Source organism: Acidimicrobiia bacterium (assembly GCA_012959995.1).
Taxonomy (GTDB): domain Bacteria; phylum Actinomycetota; class Acidimicrobiia; order Acidimicrobiales; family MedAcidi-G1; genus MedAcidi-G2B.
On sequence record DUCC01000010.1, the window covers coordinates 1 to 19,544 of the forward strand.

The following is a 19,544-nucleotide window of genomic DNA, read 5'->3' on the forward strand; positions in this document are numbered from 1 at the left end:
AAGCTGTCATAGAGTTGGCTGGCCAAATCATCCTGAGCGAAACCCACCGAGCTCAACAAATCTGGTCGACCCACATCGCCGATAAACAGCGTGTCGCCGGTCAACACCGCATGGGGTTCTGCATCATCAGCGTGTTCCCACACCACAATGCTCATGGACTCTGGCGTGTGCCCCGGCGTATGACGGAACTCTAAAACCACCTCGCCAAGGCTCACCCGTTCACCATCTTGCATAGCGCGAAAATCAAAAGCCGGGCTGGCCACCGACGAATACGCCACCTCAGCGCCCGTAGCGGCCGCCAACTCTAAATGGCCCGACAAAAAATCGGCATGAAAATGGGTTTCGATAACCAGCTCGATGGTAAGACCCTTGGCCTCAGCATCAGCCAAATACTCCCCCACATCGCGGCGAGGGTCCACGACCACCGCCCGTCCTGTGGATTCATCGCCCACCAAATACGAAGCCTGAGAAAGGCAATCCAAGTAGTACTGGTCAAAGATCATTAGGCAGAAAGCTCCAAGCCTTTACGCAACTTGGCAATGGTTGCGTCTGGGTCGACCACCGGACCACGGTTATAAGGCAACTTTGCCAGACCCAAGGCCATAGTGCAAGTGTTCGTCACGGCAGAAAACACCAGACCGGCCCCCACAAACAATGACAAATAACGCAAGCCCGGCACCACAAAATCAAGCAACACGCCAAGCACCACCAAAGACCCAGCGGTCAACCGCACCTGACGGTCCATAGCCCAACGAGCCTCACCGTAGATCAAATCACCATTAATTTCGGCCCACGACATGATGCCGCCGGCAAGCACCTGGGCATTACCGCAACCAGTGGCCGCAAGTTTTTGACATGCCTCCTCAGAACGCATGCCCGACTCGCAGACCAACACCACGGTGCCCGGCAAGTCGCCGAGTTTTGAACAACGGCCCGACAAAGCATCCAAAGGCACCAACACTGAACCAGGAATATGCCGGGTCTCGTATTCTGCACTGGTGCGCACATCAAGCATGATCACCGTTTCACCGGTGCCCAACTTTGCTTGCAGTTCTCGAGATCCAAGGGTGACAGTCATAGCATTTCCTCCACATCGGGTACCCCGCCACCTTACCGGCCGAATGCTGGCAAGACCAGAAACTCAGCCAATGTGCCCCGGACGCTCCACCGCATTAGGGTCCTCGCCCGAAGAACGAATGCGAGCAATCTTGTTAAGCGCCGACAAAAAAGCTCGCGCCGAAGCTTCCACCACATCGGTAGACAACCCACGGCCCGCCACCTTGACCCCATCGTCGCTTTCAAACGACAACGTCACATCGGCCAACGCATCAACCCCACCAGTAACCGACGTCACCAAATAGTCGGTCAAATGGCCCTCTACCCCCGTAGCGTTTTTAATGGCCGTGCAACAAGCATCGATCATGCCGTCACCATCCGACGAGACCTCCAGAGTTTCCCCGTTGATTTCCAACACCAAATCAGCCGATGGCGTAGTGGTAGTGCCCCCACGAGCCTCCACGCTGACCAACTCGTAAGCATGCTCGGCCTGGCCACCAATTTCTTCATGCACCAAAGCCTCCAAATCGGCATCGGTGAGTTGAATCTTGCGATCCGCCAACTCTTTAAAGCGAGTAAACGCCGCATTCAACGCATCGCCTTGAATAGCAACACCCAGTTTTGCCAAACGGTCTTTAAAGGCCGCCCGTCCCGAATGCTTGCCCAAAACCAACTGGCTTTCCCCTTGACCCACCGCAGCGGGGTCCATAATTTCGTAAGTCGTGCGCTCATTAAGTACCCCATGTTGATGAATGCCCGCCTCGTGAGCAAATGCATTACGACCAACCACCGCTTTGTTGAACTGCACCGGATAACCGGTCAAACGGCTCACCATCTGGCTAGAACGCGCCAACTCTTCGGTACGGATAGACACCTCCACATTGGGGTAAATATCAGGCCGAGTATTTATAGCCATAACGATTTCTTCCATTGCCGCATTACCCGCACGCTCACCAATACCGTTAATAGTGCACTCCACCTGGCGGGCCCCGGCATCAACAGCAGCCAACGAGTTGGCTACCGCCAAACCTAAGTCATTGTGACAATGCGTCGAAATTACGTAATCGCCCGGCACCCGTTTGCGAATATCGGCAATGCGTTTCGCCCACTCCGTCGGCGTAGCAAAACCCACCGTGTCGGGAATATTCAGCGTGCCCGCCCCGTTGTCGACCACCGCTTGCAACACCTCGCACATGAAATCAAAATCAGAGCGAGAAGCATCCTCCGGGCTGAACTCCACATCATCGGTGTACTCCCGAGCCCGCTTCACCGCCGACGCCGCCTCAGCCAACACCTGCTCCGGACTCATCTTTAACTTAAATTCCATGTGCGTTGGGCTGGTAGCAATAAACGTATGGATACGCCGCTTTGCCGCCGGTTCAATAGCTTCCCAACAACGGTCAATGTCTTTATGCGCCGTACGCGACAAGCCACAAATTACCGGGCCCTTAACCGACGTAGCAATGGCCTGCACTGCTTCGAAGTCGCCCTGACTGGCAATAGGGAACCCGGCCTCAATGTAATCAACCCCCAAACGGGCCAACTGTTCAGCAATCTCTAATTTTTCAACCACGTCCAGCGAAATGCCCGGCGATTGTTCGCCATCACGCAAGGTGGTGTCAAAAATAACTACCCGTTCTTTGTTGTCGGGGGTGCTCATGGTTGGCTCCTGGTTGATTGGTTGATGATGCTTCGGTTTTTATTTCTTTCAGAAAACGAAAAAACCCCCCGGCCCGGAGGCAAGGAGGTTCGGACGAACGAATATGTAGGCGTTCGCCCTAAGTAAGCAGAAGGAGGTAAGTGAACTGTTGCATCCCCCACATCATAGGCAGGTCTTTACCGCACAATGCAACTCTTATTTTTGATTCACCGCAAACGGGACCGGTTTACCGGCCAGCGCCAACACCACCTGTTCAGCAATATCGGTGCCCGCTTTGTCTTGCGCTTCCGCCGTCGAAGCTCCCAAATGCGGGGTAACCACCACCCCGGGCAACCCAAATAACGGCGACTCGGTAGTGGGCTCTACAGCAAAAACATCTAAGGCCGCTCCTGCTATTTGGCCTGAAACAATAGCCGCCGCCAAATCATCTTCGTCAATTACCCCACCTCGAGCCACGTTCACTACCCGCAAATTAGGTTTGGCATACGACAACAACTCGGCATTAACCAAACCTACGGTCTCTGGGGTGCGAGCCAAATGCAAAGTCAAAAAATCTGCCTGGCCCACCAACTCTTGGAGCGGAACCAACGTCACCCACGGCGGTATGGCCTCAAGGTAAGGGTCATGGGCCACCACATGCATGCCAAATGCCTTAGCTCGATCGGCCACCAACCGGCCGATACGTCCCAACCCGATCACCCCTAAAGTCTTGCCCGACAACTCCACGCCGGTCCACTGAGCACGGTTCCATTTTCCGTCCACCAAATCTCGATGCGCTTGAGGAACATTGCGGGCCACGGCCAGCAACAAAGCCATAGTGTGTTCAGCTGCAGAAACAGAATTGGCGTACGGAGCATTAGCCACCAACACCCCTTGGTTTGAGGCAGCCTCCACATCAACGTTGTCGAGCCCCACCCCGGCCCGTCCCACCACCACCAGGTCTTGGCCGGCGGCCAACATCTGCGGTGTTACCTGGGTCGCCGAGCGCACAATCAGCGCCTGTACACCTTCTAGTGCAGCCCACAAACCCGGTTCGTCTAAACCCTCTTGCACATCAACCTGATGGCCGGCCTGGCGCAAAACTGCTAGTCCTGCTTTAGCTATTTGCTCGGTGACCAGTACACGTGCCATAACAACATCGTGGCTGCTGCAGACCTCTAACGCAACCTCTTTTTGTAAATGGGTTGTTAACCCTCAATGTTTAGCGGCGGCAAATCATCGGCAGCCACAAAACCAAACCGGTCCGCAAAAAAAGCCTGCTCGGCTTCGAGGGCTCGCACCTGATTCTCTGCTTTACGAAAACCATGGCCCTCGTCGGCGAACTCCAGCAAAGCAAACGGCACCCGGCGTTGCCGCAGGCCCTCCGCCATAAGGTGCGCCTGGTTAGGGGGCACGATTTTGTCCAAAGAACCCTGCAACAACAACATGGGGGTGGCCAATTGATCCAAATGATTAATAGGCGACCGCTGGGCATAAACCGCCTCATCTTCGGGCCATTGACCCACCAAGCGATCTAGGTAACGGGCTTCAAACTTGTGAGTGTCGGCCGCTAAAGCAGCAAGGTCTGCCACCCCGTAGCGGCTAGCCCCTGCAGAAAACAGGTCGTAAAAAGTAACGGCCGCCAACACCGTGAACCCGCCGGCGCTGCCCCCTTTAATAGCCAAACGGTCGCCATTGGCTTTGCCCTGGTCCACCAAATGCTGGGTCACGGCAAGGCAATCCTCAACATCAAGCACCCCCCAATTGCCCCACAAGCGGTGGCGAAAAGTCCGACCGTACCCGGTAGAGCCCCGATAATTCACATCGGCTACACAAAAGCCCCGACTGGTCCAATAAGTAACAGACAATTGCAACTGAGTGCGGGCCGCTCCGGTAGGGCCCCCGTGAGCCAACACCATTAACGGCGGGGCCTGCCCCTCTTCGGCTTCAAAATTAGGGTTGGTGGGCGGATACACCAAGGCATAAGCCACCTCATTATTGCTGCTGGCAAAAGTCACCATCTCAGGTTGCGGAAACCACGACGAGTCAAGACCCAAATCTCGGCGAACCGAAAGCGTTTGGCTCTCGGTGCCCGTAACCACCGTCACCGCTGGCTCTTCACCAAACGACGCCAGCACCGCCACCACACCTTCGCTATAAGCCGCCAACGAGTTGATGCTGGTGGCAGAAGTCTCCACCCGACGCAACTGGCCATCGGCAGACAAAACCCCCAAATGGTCGGTGCCCTCTTGGGTAAAAGCCAACCACACCTCATCACCCACAAAGGCATAGCGGCTCAAGCCGAACACCCACTGCGGCGTCGCCACCTCTAAGTCGCCAAAAGTCAACTGCCGCAAACCGTCGCCCTCTACCCGGTACAAGTGCCACCAATTGTCCCGATCGGTGACCACATGCAGCACCCCATCGGGGCTCCACGCTGGTTGAAAAAACGACTCACCTTCCGCCGCCACCAAACACTGATTGCTCAGCACCCCATCGTCAAAATCGGCCAACCACAACTCAGTGTTATCCCACGGCAAATCAGGGTGATCCCACTGCACCCAACACAACTGAGAACCATCAGGTGACACCCGCGGGTTAGACACAAAATCTGGGCCCTCCACCAACACCCGCACTTCTTGGGTGCCATCGAGAGCCACGGCCACAATCTCGTTCTCGGGTTCAAGCAACGAAACCCCATGCCGTTCACGCACACACACCAACCATCGGCCATCGGGCGTGGGGCAGCCATCGGCGTAACGCAAACCCCGCGATTCCTCAGGCTCCAGAGTTAAAACCGTCAACGAGCCATCTGCCTCTTGACGGTACAAACGCTGATCAGAAAAATCAGAAAAAACCAGTCGCCCCGCCACCACCGTCCACGCCCCACCGCCATACTCATGAACAGCAGTGCGAACATTTATTTCTGGCCCAACGGCATCAACCCCGTCGCACACCACCACGGTGCGGCCGCCTTCATCGGGACGGCTTTCCGACCACCACACCTGGCCATCATGCACCTGAACCTCACCCGGGCTTACCGCCCCAGCCACTACTGCTTGAGCCGTTAACGGCGAAACCCAAGAACCCCCCGGGGCCGCCACGGTCACCGCATTAACCGCCCAACAGGTCAGCGATACGACTAACCCCTTCAACCAAATCATCGTCGCCTAAAGCAAACGACAAACGGGCATAACCAGGTGTGCCGAAAGCCTCACCAGGCACAATCGCTACCTGAGCAACATCTAAAATAATGGCCGCCAACTCGCTCGTCGTCGTAGCCACCCGACCAGCAATCTCTCGACCCAAAAAGGCCGACAAATCTGGGTACGCATAAAAAGCCCCCTGCGGCACCAACATCTCCACCCCATCAATGGCCTGAAGCATCTGCGTCATCACCACCCGACGCCGGTCAAAAGCCGAGCGCATTTCAACCACCGCCGACAAATCTCCCGACACGGCCGCCAACGCTGCGTACTGCGACACGTTGGCCACGTTGCTCGTGGCATGCGACTGCAAGTTAGTGGCCGCCTTAATAGCGTCTTCGGGGCCGATCATCCACCCCACACGCCACCCAGTCATGGCATAAGTTTTAGCCACCCCGTTGACGATCAAACACGTATCCGCCAACTCAGGCACCGCAGCTCGAATGGAATGATGCTCATGACCGTCGTAAGTCAAATGTTCATAAATCTCGTCAGCGATAACCCAAATGCCGTGCTCCACACACCAGCGCCCAATGGCTTGAATTTCCTCCAACGAATACACCGCCCCCGTTGGGTTCGACGGCGACACAAACATCAAAGCCTTAGTGCGGTCGGTGCGCGCCGCTTCAAGTTGATCCACGGTCACCTTAAAACCAGCCGCCGTATCGGTAAGCAACGGCACGGCAACGCCGCCCGCCAAAGCAATGGACTCCGGGTAAGTCGTCCAATAAGGAGCCGGCAGCAACACCTCGTCGCCGGGGTCTAGCAACACAGCACACGAGTTATACACCGCATGCTTGCCGCCGTTAGTAATCAAAAACTGCGACGCCGTAGGCCGCCAACCAGAATCACGCTCCGTTTTTTCTACCAACGCTTCTTTGAGTACCGGCAGCCCGCCCGCCGGGGTGTACTTATGCGACGCCGGATTCAAACACGCCTCTACAGCCGCTTCAACAATGTGAGGCGGGGTAGCAAAGTCTGGCTCACCGGCCCCAAAACCAATAACCGGCTCACCGGCCGCCTTAAGGGCCTTGGCTTTTTTATCCACGGCCATAGTGGCCGATTCGGCAATAGCGCCAATGCGTTGAGAAAGTCGATTGCTGGTCATGAGGATGAAAACTCCGTACGTAGATTCGGGTACCCCATCACTCTAAACCAAGAGGTCAGTCACAAGCCGCTAAATAAGGAGCTAAAAAATCTCGCGCCAACTCGCCTTGGGCATCAAACTCTAAATCGGCGTAAACCGAACAAGCCTGCAACCGCAACTGATCAGTACCGCAACCCAAAACCACCGCCCGCTGCGTGAACTCATCAGAACGCATCAACCGCTCAATAGGAGCAAACGGAGTTTCTGGATCAGCCGCTTCTAACTCAGACAACGTTTGGCCTTCTAAACGCTCCAACACCCGCTCGGCCACCGCACGTCCCGCCTCAACGAGCTCTGTGCAGTCCTGAGCCTGCGCCGGGTCGGTCACCGACGTCGACCCACAAGACACCGCCACCAAGGTCATCAATACAAAAAACCATCTCACGCTGGCAACCTATCGCAGTCACAGCCCACCCACCGGTCAGGCATTGGTTATCAAAACCACCACCACGTAATGCACCGCCACCGCACAGGTAACCAGCACATGCCATATCTCGTGGTAACCAAAAACATGCGGAGAAGGGTTCGGCCAACGCGCCCCCAACATGAGCGCCCCGGCGCTATACAACACCGCCTCAACCCCAATAAGCACCAACACCGTGAGGCTCAAAGCATGATACAAATCAGTGGCCACCAAAATCGGCACCCAACCCAGCACCAAAAACAACGTATTCATCAACCCCTTCGGCGGATGAAACGGCAACAACCGCAAACCCACCCCCACTGCAGCCCCAATCCACACCGCCCACAACATGAGCGCTTCCGAACGACCACTAAGTGCCGTAATCGCCACCGGGGTAGCACCCGAAGCAATCAACACAAAAATTGCGGCATGGTCAAAACGGAACAAACGCTCCCACAGAGGAATCGGCCAATGCTTGAGATGCACCAACGCACTAGCGATAAACATCAACGACGCCCCAAAGGCATACACCGCCGCCCCAAAACGATCACTCCCCGCCGGAGCATAAGCAACGGTGATGGCTCCGGCCACCAACGAACAAGGCACCGCTACCCGATGAATAACTCCCCGCCATCGCGGTCGCGGTCGCGACAACATGCGTTTGATTGACGGCGACACACCGGGCGGTATCACCGGTTGAAAATCTGGTTGGTCCACAAGGTCACGCTAGTCAATACAACGCACAGATTAAGTGACGGCCCGCCAAGCCGCCGTAGAAGCCATAGCAACAAGCACCACCAACACAAAAGGAGCCCGCCGCCACAACGCCACCGCACCCGCAGCCACCCCCACCAAACGGGCATCAAACACCAAGCGGCCCCCCTCGGCGAAAGTCATCAAAACAATAATGGCCGCGAACAAAGCCGCCGGCAACAAACTGGCCACCACAGAAAAACGCGTCGCCAAACGATCCCCAACCAACATGCCAATCAACTTAAAGGCATACGCCCCGGCCGCTAACAACAAAAGGGCCGACCAACTCATAATGGGTCACCATTTTGGCGTTGCATCCACCAGCCCAAACCGACCGCTAAGGCCGCCAACAACATGGGTAGCCCCACCGGCACTAGCGGCACAGCCACCAAAGCAATCAACGCCCCCAAAGCAGCCGTGCTTTGGCTCGGGCGAGTTTTAATATGCGGCACCAACAAAACCACAAAAGCCGCTGGGAACGCTGCATCAAGACCCCACGCCTGAGGGTCCTCAAGCGAACTGCCAGCCACCACGCCGGCCATGGTGCCCAGATTCCAAAAAATAAACAACCAAACACCGGTGAACCAAAAAGCATCCCGCCCGGCTTCGGGATCTTTTTGAGCAGTAGCCATAGCGGTGGTTTCGTCGATAACAAAATGGGCGGCCACCGCTCGGCGGCCCAAAGATTTCGTGCGTAACAACGGAGCCACCACCGGGCCGTACAAACTATTACGAGCCGCCAACAACAAAGCGCTACCTACCGCAGCAAGCGGAGTACCCCCAGAACCAATAACCGAAACAGCGGCAAACTGAGAAGCCCCGGTAAAGGTTAAGGACGACAGAACCATGGCCTGAGCGAGCGAAAATCCAGCAGAATCAGCAAAGACACCAAAAGTGACCCCCACCAAACCAGTAGCCAACGCTAAAACAAAAGACTCCCGACGATGCGGGCTCATAAACGCAACCGCTTCGCTAACTCGCTCACCAACTCGTTGAGCTCCTCTGCACAACGATGAAATGCTTCTTGGTCGCCGCCCGCTGGGTCAATAACTTCTTCCCACGATTCGACCTCAAGATCTGCGAGTTGCAGGGCGGCCAGTTGCTCAGCCAAGTTTTTTCCTGGTTGAAGGTGGCGAACCAACCGAGGCAGCGAAGCGGTGCGGCTCGCTGCTTCGGGAAAATGGCGGCGCATCCACGCAATGTGTCCCGGTTCCATCACCACCATCAGGTCGGCATGCACATGGCGTTCATCAAACTGCACGCTGAGATGACCCGGGTCGTCGAGACCCAAATCTCGTAACGCCTGACGGGTACGCAGGCTCATGGGTTGGCCTTCAAGAACCAGCGTCCCGGCGCTTAACGGTTGGGCCTCAGGCATCTGTTGGGCGTACATGGCACGAGCCATAACCGATCGGGCGGCATTACCGGTGCAAACAAAACACACCACCGGTTGCTGGCTCATGCACTGCCCATGGAACGCATATCCAAACTGATAAACAAAGCCTCGGCTTCGGCGGTGACCTCGCCGTTGGCCACACACTGGGCTCGGGCGGTGAGGCGGCTACCTTGGTGATGCTCGACCCAGGCCTCGAAACGCAGATCAGTATTTATTGGCGTAGGCCGACGATAGCGCACGGTGAGTTTGCCGGTCACCGAACCCGAGGCTCCGGCGGTGGCCAACACCCCAGAGAGCACATCGTCAAACACTGCGGCCACCATGCCGCCATGCACGGTACGCGGTGGCCCTTCTCGCTCAGAACCCAAACAAAGCATGCCCACTATCCGCTTCGACCCATCTGCTTGACTTTCCTCGCTCATGGTTATTGGAGGAGCCAAAGGGTTATGGCCGCCACGAAACAGCGAATGCTGTCGATACTCTTTTTGAAGTTTGGCGGCTGTTTCGTCATCGGCGTCAACGTCTACTTCGTACCAACGAAGGCGCACCGGGCCGTCCAACACTTTGCGAGCTTGAGCGACGAACTTGGCCGCCTCGACCAACGCTTGGTCTGTGGAGTCTCGCTGGTTGAGGTCAGCGATAAGGCTGCGTACTTGGTCAGCCACCTCGGCACCGGGGCTGTTTTGTGTTGGCTGATTTAGCATTCGCTTAGTCTGGCAGATGCACAGCAAAATCAAATCCCGACAAAAATAGTCGTATTTAGGTTGCGTTGAGTTTTCATTGTGATTACAGTCTTTTCTTAATCCCGACCAAATCACTCAGGTTTAAGGAATTGCACCATGGAAACCATCACAACGGTAAACATTCGACGCACCCCGGCCCTTAACGCCACCGAAATTGAAAAACTCAACACCCAATACGAAACCGCCCACCCCTGCGAAATCATTACCTGGGCCCAACAAAACTTCGGCCACAACCTCGCCCTCACCACCTCATTTTCCGACACCCTCCTCATCGACCTCGCCCTCAAAGTCGACCCCGACCTCGAAGTCATCTTCTTAGATACCGGCTACCACTTTTCCCAAACCCTCCAAACCCTCCGCCAAGCACAAAAACGCTACCGCATCAACCTGCGAGTAATACGGCCCCAACCCCCAGCCGCCGACCTCTGGGCCGCCGACACCGACCAATGCTGCAACCAACGCAAAGTCGAACCCCTCAACCAAGCCCTCGCCGACAAAACCGCATGGCTCTCCGGGTTACGCCGCACCGACAGCCCCCAGCGAGCACACACCCCAATTATTGAACAAGACCGACGCGGGCTCATCAAAATAAACCCCCTCGCCGCTTGGCCAGAAAAAGACCTCACCGAATACTGGGAACAAAACAATATTTTGACCAACCCCCTCACCGCTGAGGGCTACTCATCTATCGGTTGCTGGCCCTGCACCGAACGACCAGCAGAGAACGAAGACCTCCGCAGCGGCCGCTGGACCTCCAGCAACAAAACAGAATGCGGAATCCACCTCTAACCATGACCTCCCCCACCCCCTACCCCATCAACCTCAACCTCCAAAACCGCCCCGTACTCTTAGTCGGTGCCGGGCCAGTCGCCGCCCGCAAAAGCATTGAACTCCTCCAAGCGGGTGCCGCCCTCACCGTGGTAGCACCCCGCGCCGTACCCGCCATAGCCAACCACCCAAACCTGCGCTGGCACCAACGCCCCTACCAACGCGGAGAAGTGGCCTCCTACCGGCTCGCCCTCACCGCCACCGGCCACCCAGAAATAGATGCCCAAGTTCACCAAGACGCCGAAGCAGCCGGAATATGGGTAAACAGCGCCGACGATCTCCCCAACTGCAACTACACCCTGCCCGCCATCACCCGTCAAGGACGCCTCCAAATAACCATCTCCACCGAAGGCCAAAGCCCAGCCATCGCCACCTGGCTACGCAAACGCCTCGACCAACAAATCGGCGCCGAACACACCGCACTCTTAGACCTCGCCCACGAAACCCGCAACGAAATGAAAACCCAATTAGGCAGCAGTGAATCCCCCGGATGGGCCGCCGCCCTTGACACCACCTTCGCCCTCCTCTGCCGTGGCCAACACCCCCAAGCGCGCATCTACCTACGCCACGCCGTGGGTTTAGATTCCGTGGGCCTAGACCAAGTCGCAGCAGCCTCATGACCGTACATTTAGTAGGCGCCGGCCCCGGCAGCGCCGACCTTCTCACCATACGAGCCGCCAAACTCTTAGCCCGCGCCGACATTGTTGTCTACGACCGACTCATCGACCCCGACGTGCTGGCCCTCATCGCCCCCTGGGCCGAACTCATCGACGTCGGAAAAACCCCCGGCAGTAAAATCAACAACCAAGACCACATCAACCACGTGCTGATCACCGCCAGCCAGCGAGCCGAAACCGTCGTGCGCCTCAAAGGAGGCGACCCCTTCGTCTTCGGCCGCGGCGGAGAAGAAGCCCTCGCCCTACGAGCCGCCGGAGCTGAAGTAACCGAAGTACCCGGCATAACCTCAGCCATCGCCGGGCCCGCCGCCGCCGGCATTCCGGTCACCCAACGCGGGTACTCCAGCGGGTTCACCGTCATCACCGGCCACCAAGACCCCGCCACCGGCCAGCCCATCAACTGGAAAGCAGCTGCCCAACTGGGCACCACCCTGATCATCCTCATGGGCGCCTCCAGAACTGTTGCCTTAGCCCAACAACTTCAAGACGGCGGACTCGCCCCCGACACCCCAGTAGCGGCCATCCGCTCCGCCACCACCGACCAACAAGAAATACGCCGCACCACGCTGGCTGAACTCCCCGGAGTACCGGTAAAAGCCCCCAGCGTGTTGGTCATCGGTGCCGTAGCGGCCCTCGAAGTCACCGACACCCACCTGCATCAACTCACCGACCACCTGTCTACCTCTGGAGACCCAAAATGAACCCACCCCAGGCCACCCTCACCCCCTTAGACCCCGCCATCGAGGCAGACATAGTCAAGTTCGAAGAAATGCTGGCCCTCTACCACGCCGACCAACTCGACCCCGATGTCTTTCGGGTATTTCGCCTCAACAACGGCATCTACGGCCAACGACAAGGCGGCACCAACCACATGGTGCGCGTCAAAGTGCCCTACGGCTCAATGACCGCCGACCAACTCGACCTCCTCGGCGCAGTTGTTGAAGAACACAGCCGCGGTTGGGGGCACATCACCACCCGACAAAACCTACAATTCCATTTTGTGCAACTCGACGACATCCCCCTCGTTATGCGCAAACTGGCCACCGTGGGGCTCTCTACCCGAGAGGCCTGCGGCGACACCGTACGCAACGTGCAAGGCTGCCACCTGGCCGGCGCCTGCCCTTACGAAGTTCTCGACATAAGCGCCTGGGCCGAAGCCGTACACCAGCATTTTCTGCGCAACCCACTCGCCCAACGCATGCCCCGAAAGTTCAAAATCAACTTCTCAGGTTGCGACACCGACTGCGGCCAAGCCATGTTCAACGACGTCGGGGTCATCGCCGCCAAACGCACCGCCGAAGACGGTCAGATCGAACACGGTTTTCGCGTCTTCGTAGCCGGCGGGTTAGGCACCACACCATTTGCCGCCTTGGCCCTCGAAGAGTTCACCAGTCGCCAAGACCTGCTGCCAACTATTGAATCCGTACTGCGGGTCTTTGACCAAACCGGCAACCGCGACAACAAACTCCGGGCCCGCATGAAATGGGTAGTCGAACACCTCGGCATAGAAGAAGTACGTAAACAAGTTTTCTCTATCCGGAAACTCCTCCCTGCCTCGGCGACCTGGCCCGGCGGTATCCCCGCGGTGGTCACAGAATTAGGCGACACCCCGGCCGGCCAAGACAGCGACCAAACACCCACCCTTATCGGCCAAGGAGTAGCCGTAACTCTCGGCCCCGGCACCCCCTACGACCGGTGGGTAAAAGCCAACGTGGTGCGAGGCGCAGCAAACGGAACCGTCTCGGCCTACGCCTGGTGCGAACTCGGCGACATTACCGGCCACCAATTTCGCGCCCTCGCCGGAGTAGTGCGCAAATTCACCGGCGACATTCGAGTCACCAACCGGCAAAACTTTGTCTTGCGCGGGCTCAACGAAAGCCAACTCCCCGAACTCTACCAAGACCTCTTAACCGCCAACATGGCCCAACCAGGCGCCGAACTAGTACGCGATGTGGTGGCCTGCCCCGGCGCCGACACCTGCAACCTGGCCGTCACACAAAGCCGCGGCTTAGCCAAAGCAATCGACCAAGCCCTCGAAGAAGCCGGCCTGGCCGACGTGGGCGGCGTGCGCATAAACATTTCCGGATGCCCCAACAGTTGCGGACAACACCACACCGCCGACATCGGTTTCTTCGGCGCCGAACGCCGAGCCCACGGACAATCAGCCCCCGGCTACCAAATGCTGCTCGGCGGCTACGTCGGCCAAGAACAAATTCACTTTGGCACCAAAGCCCTGCGACTCCCCGCCCGCAATGCCCCTCAAGCCGTAGTGCGGGTCATGCGCCAATTTGTCGGCGAACGCCTCGCCGCAGAAACCTTCCGCCAGTGGATAGACCGAGTCGGCGGGGTGACAGAAATAACTAAAGGCCTGCGAGATCTTGACCAGTTCCCTCTGCCCACCGAAGGGCCCGAGTTCTACACCGACTTTGACGAAACCGACCCCTATGTAGCAGAAGTCGGCGACTCAGAATGCGCCACCTAACCGCCTGATACCGGTTTAGGCGGCGCCGGTCGGGCAGACTCTATTTATGGCCGTAAAACATGTTGGCGAAGATGCTCCTGCTTACGGAGTCATAGAGCAGGTTTCCCCATTAGTGCGCCGGGTTATGGCCCAAAACCCTTCAGTGTTTACCTACCACGGCACCGGCACTTTTATTGTGGGGCCACCTTCAGGTGGGTCGGTGGCCATTGTTGACCCCGGGCCCGACGACGACGAACATGTGGCCGCTTTGCTGGCTGCCGTAAAAGGCCAAACGGTCAGCCATTTGTTGATCACCCACACCCACCCCGACCACTCCCCCGCAGCAGCAGCCGTAAAAAAAGCCACCGGAGCCCCCACCTGGGGTTACGGCCCCCACCCGCAAGCAGCCATCGACGCCCACCAAAAACGTGTAGCACAAGCAATAGCCGACGGAGAAAAACCCGAAGCCTCAGACGGCGAAGGAGCAGGCGACCAAGACTTCGTGCCCGACCATTTAGTCACCGATGGGCAAATCATTGCCGGCCCCGGGTACACCTTCGAAGCCCTCCACACCCCCGGGCACATCTCAAACCACCTGTGCTTTGCCTTTCAAGAAGAGGCCACACTTTTTTCTGGCGACCACGTCATGGGGTGGTCCACCACGGTGATCCCCGCACCCGACGGCGACCTCAACGATTACTTGGCCAACCTGCGGCGGCTATTAACCCGAGACGAAACGCTGTACCGCCCCACCCACGGGCCAGCCATCACCGAACCAGTGAGTTACGTAGCCGACCTCATTGCCCACCGCGAAGCCCGCAGCGAACAAATATTGGCCGGCCTGACCGACGGGCCCCGCACCATCATGTCGCTGGTGACCGAGATGTACGCCCACGTCGACGAAAAGCTTCACAAACCAGCCGCTGCCTCGGTATATGCCCACCTGTTGGCTTTAAAAACCACCAACAAAGTCACCGCCAACGACCCCACCGACCCCGAAGCCCCCTGGTCGCTTACCTAAACACCCAGGACGAACCCGAGACATTTTTACCTCTTGCCAATAGATGGGGACTGTCCCCATATGTCGGTCAATGGCTTAGGCCGGGGTGTAAGCGCAAGGCAAATGCTTGATGCCATTAACGAAACCCGAACGCAAACGGTCCGGTTCGGCCGTGGTGTGAATATCCGGCAAACGAGTTAAGAGTTCTCGAAAAATCACCGAGATTTCACGACGAGCCAAATGGGCCCCCAAACAAAAATGCGGCCCCGGCCCACCAAAACCCACGTGCGGATTCGGGTCGCGGCGCACATCAAAAACATCCGGGTTCTCAAACACCGCACTGTCCCGGTTGGCCGAGTTGTACCACAAAACAATTTTGTCACCGGCAGAAAACTCGTGGCCACCCAACATCGCCCCATCGGTAGTCACCGTGCGACGAAAATGAATAACCGGCGACGCCATACGCACAATCTCTTCTACCGCCGACGGCGTAACACCCTCAATATCGTTCAACCAAATCGCTCGCTGCTCGGGGTTTTGCGTCAGATACTCCAACCCCCACGAAATAGCGGTACGGGTTGTTTCGTTACCCGCCACGCACAGCAACACAAAAAATGACGCCAACTCTTCTTTCGTTAACCTCTCGCCATCAACCTCGGCGTTGACCAACAGCGACGTTAAATCTGTACCGTCCCCGCCCCGGCGAGCCTCCGCCGTTTCGTTCATGATCTCCGCCAAACCCGCCCCGGCCATCAAAAAAGCCTCCAACGGGTTGGCCTCCGGGTCGATGTACTCCGGGTCACCGTTACTCAAAACAATATTGCTTAGCTGAAACACCTCGTCGTAACGGTCAGGGTCGATACCCATCATGTCGCAAATAATGACCAAAGGCAGACGACTGGCTACCTCCGTTACAAAATCGCACTCCCCCAACCCGGCAATACGATCCACCACCTCAGTAGCGGTGCGCTCCACCCCTTCCATCAACGAAGTCATCATGCGCGGGGTAAAACCCGCCGACACGATCTTACGAAAACGAGCGTGCCTAGGGTCGTCCATGTTGATCATGGACCCAAAAAACTCGTTGAACTCCGGTGGGACATCTGGAATATTTACCCCACTACCCGAACAAAAAAGCTGCGGGTTTTTGCTGGCCTCAATAACGTCGGCATGGCGAGTAATAGCCCAATACCCCGGGCCAGGTGGCAAATACGGGGTAACGGCCTCCTCGAAAAACCGGACGGAATCTTCGTTGCGCAAAGTGTTGAAAGCCGCCACCCGATCTTCCATGGGCAACGCCCAAAACTCATCTAGACCCGAAAGATTAATTTGCCCAAGTTTCATAAACCGACCCTAACGCCCAATCGTCAACCACTACTCATTCGGAATCGCCCTCTTCGAGAAGCGACGGGTTACGACCGGCCAGCAAATCAGCAAACCTGCGCTGAGCTTGCGGCACCGTCACCTCATGAGTAAAGACCCAAAAACGATCAGCCAAAATTGCTTCCACCACCGCATCGGCCACCAAAGAAGGGGCAATGCCCCTGGTATCTAGTAACTCCCGCAACATCGGCTGCAAAGCGTCATGGGCCTCATCGACCTCCACCCAATCTGGACGCAACCGCGCCGCATCAAAAATTTCTGTACTCACCAACTCCGGGCATAAACACGACACCCCCACCGGCGAATCAACCAACTCTCGATAAAGCGATTCCGACAAACCCACCACCGCATGCTTAGTAGCGCAATACATGCCCAACACTTCGGTAGTCATCAAACCAGCCTGCGAAGCCGTATTAATAATGTGACCCTCCCCCTGAGCCACCATCAACGGGCCAAAAGTCGTCACCCCGTAAGCCACCCCCAAAACATTTACCCCCACCGTCCACTGCCACTCTTCGGCGGTGACCCCCAACATGGGGCCCGCCGGAGCAATACCCGCGTTATTACACAACACATGCGCCGCACCAAACTGCTCAACTGTCGCATCAGCCAAAGCCTGCACCGCCGCCGGGTCAGTGACGTCACAAAGCACACCCAACACGGCCGCCCCCGATGCCTCAAGCCGAGTGGCTTGAGCCGACAAAGCATTTTCATCTACATCGGCCATGACCACCTTCATGCCTTGCGCCACAAACGCTTCGGTCATAGCCAGACCAATCCCACTGGCCGCCCCGGTCACTACCGCTACTTTATTTTTTAAATCTTTCATGTGGCCTCCTTGCCTCTACGCAGATTTAGCACACCGAACTAGCCGAACAAGCATCGGTCGGGGTACGGTCGTGTATGCCCGGCCCCTTAGATGGAATAAAAATAGTCGAACTCTCCGTAGCCATTACCGGCCCCCTGGCCGCCGGCATTTTGGTAGACCAAGGAGCGGAGTGCATCAAAATTGAGCGCGGACCAGGTGGCGACATCTTGCGCCACTTAGGCTGCAAGATCCAAGACATTTCGTCCAGTTTTCAGATATGCAACCGCGGCAAACGCTCCGTTGTCTTAGACCTCAGCCGGGCCGAAGGCCTAGCAATCACCAAAGACCTCATAGCCAAAGCCGATGTGGTTATCCAAAACTATCGACCCGGAGTAGCCGAACGCCTCGGCGTGGCTTACTCAGATGTCGTGGCCTACAACCCTGAAGTTATTTACGCCGACCTCAGCGGTTTTGGCCCCACCGGCCCCCACGCCAGTCGGCGGGTCTACGACACAGCCATCCAGGCCGCCTCAGGGTTAGCCGACAACCAAACCGGCCTCAACGATGAAAAACCAGTATTCCTGCGCCAACTCATAGCGGACAAACTCACCGCCCACACTATGAGCCAAGCCATAACTGCTGCGCTCTTTGCCCGCTCCCGAGGCACCGGAGGCCAACGCATTGAACTCTCAATGCTTGATGCAGCCATCGCCTTTTTGTTTGTCGACGGTGCCGACCACGAAATCTTGCTCGACGCCGACCACTCCGGAACACAATCCATGACCGCAGCAAATACGCCCATCCCTCTGGCCGACGGCCACGTAGCGGTCGCCGTACCCGACAACACCGGTTTTCACGGACTCGCCGATGCTTTCGGCGTAGACAGTTCAGACCCCGACCTGACCAACCTCAGCGACCGGTTGCAAAACCTTGACAAGGCCCGGGAAATACGCAAACAAGTCATGGAGAATGCCTTAACGGTCACCGTTGAAGAAGCCACGGAAGCCCTCGATGCCCGAGGCGTGCCGTTTGGCATCATCCGCCAAGTTGAAGAAGTTGCCGACGATCCACAGGTCGAAGCCAACCAAACTTTTGTCGCCCACACTCACCCCACAGCAGGTCGGGTCAACCAGCCCCGACCGCCAGCGGTTTTTCACGGCACCCCAGTGACTTTACGCGAACATTCTGCCCCAACCTTGGGCCAACACACCGACGAAGTAGTGACCGAAACCGGGCGAGCCGACCAAATCGCCGCCCTCAGAAAAGCCGGAGTTATCGCATGATCGAAGAAAACGACCTCAAGCGTTACGACAGTTGGAACAAACACCACGCCCTGCACGGCACAACCGAACTCATCCCTGCCGCCACCGTAGTTATTTTGCGAGACCAAGAAGAGGGCCTCGAAGTGCTCATGTTGCGTAAAAATTCCAAAATCGCTTTCGGTGGGGCCTGGGTGTTCCCCGGCGGGCGCATCGACCCCGAAGACCAAGTAACCGGTGCCGACGGGTCAGTAGACGACCTGGCCACCGCCTCGGCCGCTGCGGCACGCGAAGCCGCCGAAGAAGCCGACATCACCGTCGACGCAGAAAACTTAGTGTGGTTCGCCCACTGGACACCCCCGCCTATTACCCCCAAACGTTACGCCACTTTCTTTCTGGCCGCCCGATCGGCTGCCGGAAATGCCGGCGAAGTGGCCATAGACCACGGCGAAATAACCGAACACGAATGGATGCGCCCCCAAGACGCCTTAACCCGCCGCGACCAAGGGGACATAGAACTGGTAGTCCCCACCTGGATGACCCTCACCTTGTTGACCCGCTTTACCAACGTTGACCAAGCCCTAGTCGCACTCGACGACATGGACCCCATATTCTATCTAACCCACATGGCTCGCACCGACAACGGCCCGGTGGCCATGTGGGAAGGCGACGCTGGCTACGACGCCACCGACTCATCAATACCCGGTGCCCGTCACCGTTTGACCTTGGGCAAAGAGCGCTTTGTTTTTGAACAAACCACCGACTAGCGCCCAGCCGCCTAAAAT

General features: G+C 57.3%; 21 protein-coding genes. 7 read left to right on the plus strand and 14 right to left on the minus strand.

Translation table 11 applies throughout. The annotated features are described in order from the left end of the window. From EYQ49_02130 to EYQ49_02185, 12 genes are all read right to left on the minus strand, one after another. Positions 1 to 503, minus strand: a 503-nt coding sequence (locus tag EYQ49_02130; GenBank protein HIG24677.1) for an MBL fold metallo-hydrolase, incomplete at its 3' end; no start/stop codon positions are given. Continuing rightward, a complete protein-coding gene (locus EYQ49_02135) occupies positions 503 to 1,078 on the minus strand; it encodes a DUF2892 domain-containing protein (protein HIG24678.1) in 576 nt (191 codons plus the stop codon). The genes EYQ49_02135 and EYQ49_02130, both read right to left, overlap by 1 nt. Positions 1,079 to 1,141: 63 nt before the next feature. Further along, entirely contained in the window at positions 1,142 to 2,716 is a 1,575-nt protein-coding gene (locus EYQ49_02140; protein ID HIG24679.1) for a 2-isopropylmalate synthase, read from the minus strand. A 195-nt stretch (positions 2,717 to 2,911) separates the two neighbouring features. Then, on the minus strand, positions 2,912 to 3,847 hold the full coding sequence (locus tag EYQ49_02145) for a hypothetical protein (GenBank protein HIG24680.1): 936 nt from the start codon (positions 3,845 to 3,847) through the stop codon (positions 2,912 to 2,914). Positions 3,848 to 3,903: 56 nt separating this feature from the next. Continuing rightward, complete coding sequence (locus EYQ49_02150) at positions 3,904 to 5,859, minus strand: S9 family peptidase (GenBank protein ID HIG24681.1); 1,956 nt, start codon at positions 5,857 to 5,859, stop codon at positions 3,904 to 3,906. Continuing rightward, positions 5,810 to 7,009 carry a pyridoxal phosphate-dependent aminotransferase gene (locus tag EYQ49_02155; protein ID HIG24682.1) on the minus strand — a complete coding sequence of 400 codons (1,200 nt, stop codon included), beginning with the start codon at positions 7,007 to 7,009 and terminating at the stop codon, positions 5,810 to 5,812. The genes EYQ49_02150 and EYQ49_02155 overlap by 50 nt, the downstream gene beginning before the upstream one ends. 55 nt (positions 7,010 to 7,064) lie before the next feature. Then, positions 7,065 to 7,433, minus strand: a complete 369-nt coding sequence (locus tag EYQ49_02160) for a hypothetical protein (GenBank protein ID HIG24683.1) — start codon at positions 7,431 to 7,433, stop codon at positions 7,065 to 7,067. Positions 7,434 to 7,469: 36 nt separating this feature from the next. Continuing rightward, the gene (locus tag EYQ49_02165; protein HIG24684.1) at positions 7,470 to 8,168 is read right to left on the minus strand and encodes a hemolysin III family protein; all 699 of its coding nucleotides are present in this window, start codon (positions 8,166 to 8,168) and stop codon (positions 7,470 to 7,472) included. 30 nt (positions 8,169 to 8,198) lie between these two features. Further along, positions 8,199 to 8,498 (minus strand): AzlD domain-containing protein, encoded by a 300-nt coding sequence (locus EYQ49_02170; protein HIG24685.1) that lies wholly within the window; start codon positions 8,496 to 8,498, stop codon positions 8,199 to 8,201. Then, positions 8,492 to 9,160: a branched-chain amino acid ABC transporter permease gene (locus EYQ49_02175; protein HIG24686.1), complete on the minus strand. Its 669-nt coding sequence runs from the start codon at positions 9,158 to 9,160 to the stop codon at positions 8,492 to 8,494. The genes EYQ49_02170 and EYQ49_02175 overlap by 7 nt, the downstream gene beginning before the upstream one ends. Continuing rightward, positions 9,157 to 9,666: a hypothetical protein gene (locus EYQ49_02180; protein HIG24687.1), complete on the minus strand. Its 510-nt coding sequence runs from the start codon at positions 9,664 to 9,666 to the stop codon at positions 9,157 to 9,159. The genes EYQ49_02175 and EYQ49_02180 overlap by 4 nt, the downstream gene beginning before the upstream one ends. Further along, on the minus strand, positions 9,663 to 10,304 hold the full coding sequence (locus tag EYQ49_02185) for a PaaI family thioesterase (GenBank protein HIG24688.1): 642 nt from the start codon (positions 10,302 to 10,304) through the stop codon (positions 9,663 to 9,665). Before EYQ49_02185 ends, EYQ49_02180 begins: the two co-directional genes overlap by 4 nt. Before the next feature lie 135 nt (positions 10,305 to 10,439). Here EYQ49_02185 and EYQ49_02190 point away from each other — a divergent pair, with 135 nt between their 5' ends. Genes EYQ49_02190 through EYQ49_02210 form a run of 5 tightly spaced genes read left to right on the plus strand, consistent with a single transcriptional unit; the run spans position 10,440 to position 15,330 of the window. Beyond that, a complete protein-coding gene (locus tag EYQ49_02190) occupies positions 10,440 to 11,132 on the plus strand; it encodes a phosphoadenylyl-sulfate reductase (protein ID HIG24689.1) in 693 nt (230 codons plus the stop codon). Continuing rightward, positions 11,114 to 11,791 carry a bifunctional precorrin-2 dehydrogenase/sirohydrochlorin ferrochelatase gene (locus EYQ49_02195; protein ID HIG24690.1) on the plus strand — a complete coding sequence of 226 codons (678 nt, stop codon included), beginning with the start codon at positions 11,114 to 11,116 and terminating at the stop codon, positions 11,789 to 11,791. The genes EYQ49_02190 and EYQ49_02195 overlap by 19 nt, the downstream gene beginning before the upstream one ends. Next, on the plus strand, positions 11,788 to 12,549 hold the full coding sequence (gene cobA / locus EYQ49_02200; GenBank protein HIG24691.1) for a uroporphyrinogen-III C-methyltransferase: 762 nt from the start codon (positions 11,788 to 11,790) through the stop codon (positions 12,547 to 12,549). The genes EYQ49_02195 and cobA overlap by 4 nt, the downstream gene beginning before the upstream one ends. Continuing rightward, entirely contained in the window at positions 12,546 to 14,330 is a 1,785-nt protein-coding gene (locus EYQ49_02205) for a nitrite/sulfite reductase (GenBank protein ID HIG24692.1), read from the plus strand. The genes cobA and EYQ49_02205 overlap by 4 nt, the downstream gene beginning before the upstream one ends. Positions 14,331 to 14,376: 46 nt before the next feature. After that, the gene (locus EYQ49_02210; GenBank protein ID HIG24693.1) at positions 14,377 to 15,330 is read left to right on the plus strand and encodes an MBL fold metallo-hydrolase; all 954 of its coding nucleotides are present in this window, start codon (positions 14,377 to 14,379) and stop codon (positions 15,328 to 15,330) included. Between the two features lie 75 nt (positions 15,331 to 15,405). Here EYQ49_02210 and EYQ49_02215 read toward each other — a convergent pair whose 3' ends face one another. Together EYQ49_02215 and EYQ49_02220 are read right to left on the minus strand one after the other, a co-directional pair. Further along, positions 15,406 to 16,653: a cytochrome P450 gene (locus tag EYQ49_02215; protein HIG24694.1), complete on the minus strand. Its 1,248-nt coding sequence runs from the start codon at positions 16,651 to 16,653 to the stop codon at positions 15,406 to 15,408. A 34-nt stretch (positions 16,654 to 16,687) separates the two neighbouring features. Next, a complete protein-coding gene (locus EYQ49_02220; GenBank protein HIG24695.1) occupies positions 16,688 to 17,521 on the minus strand; it encodes an SDR family NAD(P)-dependent oxidoreductase in 834 nt (277 codons plus the stop codon). A 74-nt stretch (positions 17,522 to 17,595) separates the two neighbouring features. On the opposite strand from EYQ49_02220, the gene EYQ49_02225 reads away from it, so the two are divergent. Both EYQ49_02225 and EYQ49_02230 read left to right on the plus strand, forming a co-directional pair. Then, complete coding sequence (locus tag EYQ49_02225; GenBank protein ID HIG24696.1) at positions 17,596 to 18,783, plus strand: CoA transferase; 1,188 nt, start codon at positions 17,596 to 17,598, stop codon at positions 18,781 to 18,783. Next, positions 18,780 to 19,526, plus strand: a complete 747-nt coding sequence (locus tag EYQ49_02230) for an NUDIX domain-containing protein (protein ID HIG24697.1) — start codon at positions 18,780 to 18,782, stop codon at positions 19,524 to 19,526. Before EYQ49_02225 ends, EYQ49_02230 begins: the two co-directional genes overlap by 4 nt. The last annotated feature ends 18 nt before the right edge of the window (positions 19,527 to 19,544 follow it).

Coding starts and splice junctions, on each gene's coding strand:
- EYQ49_02225 (HIG24696.1), top strand. CDS start 17,596: ATGCCCGGCCCCTTAGATGGAATAAAAATAGTCGAACTCTCCGTAGCC.
- EYQ49_02215 (HIG24694.1), bottom strand. CDS start 16,653: ATGAAACTTGGGCAAATTAATCTTTCGGGTCTAGATGAGTTTTGGGCG.
- EYQ49_02220 (HIG24695.1), bottom strand. CDS start 17,521: ATGAAAGATTTAAAAAATAAAGTAGCGGTAGTGACCGGGGCGGCCAGT.
- EYQ49_02145 (HIG24680.1), bottom strand. CDS start 3,847: ATGGCACGTGTACTGGTCACCGAGCAAATAGCTAAAGCAGGACTAGCA.
- EYQ49_02210 (HIG24693.1), top strand. CDS start 14,377: ATGGCCGTAAAACATGTTGGCGAAGATGCTCCTGCTTACGGAGTCATA.
- EYQ49_02155 (HIG24682.1), bottom strand. CDS start 7,009: ATGACCAGCAATCGACTTTCTCAACGCATTGGCGCTATTGCCGAATCG.
- EYQ49_02190 (HIG24689.1), top strand. CDS start 10,440: ATGGAAACCATCACAACGGTAAACATTCGACGCACCCCGGCCCTTAAC.
- EYQ49_02175 (HIG24686.1), bottom strand. CDS start 9,160: ATGAGCCCGCATCGTCGGGAGTCTTTTGTTTTAGCGTTGGCTACTGGT.
- EYQ49_02150 (HIG24681.1), bottom strand. CDS start 5,859: ATGATTTGGTTGAAGGGGTTAGTCGTATCGCTGACCTGTTGGGCGGTT.
- EYQ49_02230 (HIG24697.1), top strand. CDS start 18,780: ATGATCGAAGAAAACGACCTCAAGCGTTACGACAGTTGGAACAAACAC.
- EYQ49_02185 (HIG24688.1), bottom strand. CDS start 10,304: ATGCTAAATCAGCCAACACAAAACAGCCCCGGTGCCGAGGTGGCTGAC.
- EYQ49_02180 (HIG24687.1), bottom strand. CDS start 9,666: ATGAGCCAGCAACCGGTGGTGTGTTTTGTTTGCACCGGTAATGCCGCC.
- EYQ49_02135 (HIG24678.1), bottom strand. CDS start 1,078: ATGACTGTCACCCTTGGATCTCGAGAACTGCAAGCAAAGTTGGGCACC.
- EYQ49_02195 (HIG24690.1), top strand. CDS start 11,114: ATGCGGAATCCACCTCTAACCATGACCTCCCCCACCCCCTACCCCATC.
- EYQ49_02205 (HIG24692.1), top strand. CDS start 12,546: ATGAACCCACCCCAGGCCACCCTCACCCCCTTAGACCCCGCCATCGAG.
- EYQ49_02140 (HIG24679.1), bottom strand. CDS start 2,716: ATGAGCACCCCCGACAACAAAGAACGGGTAGTTATTTTTGACACCACC.
- cobA (HIG24691.1), top strand. CDS start 11,788: ATGACCGTACATTTAGTAGGCGCCGGCCCCGGCAGCGCCGACCTTCTC.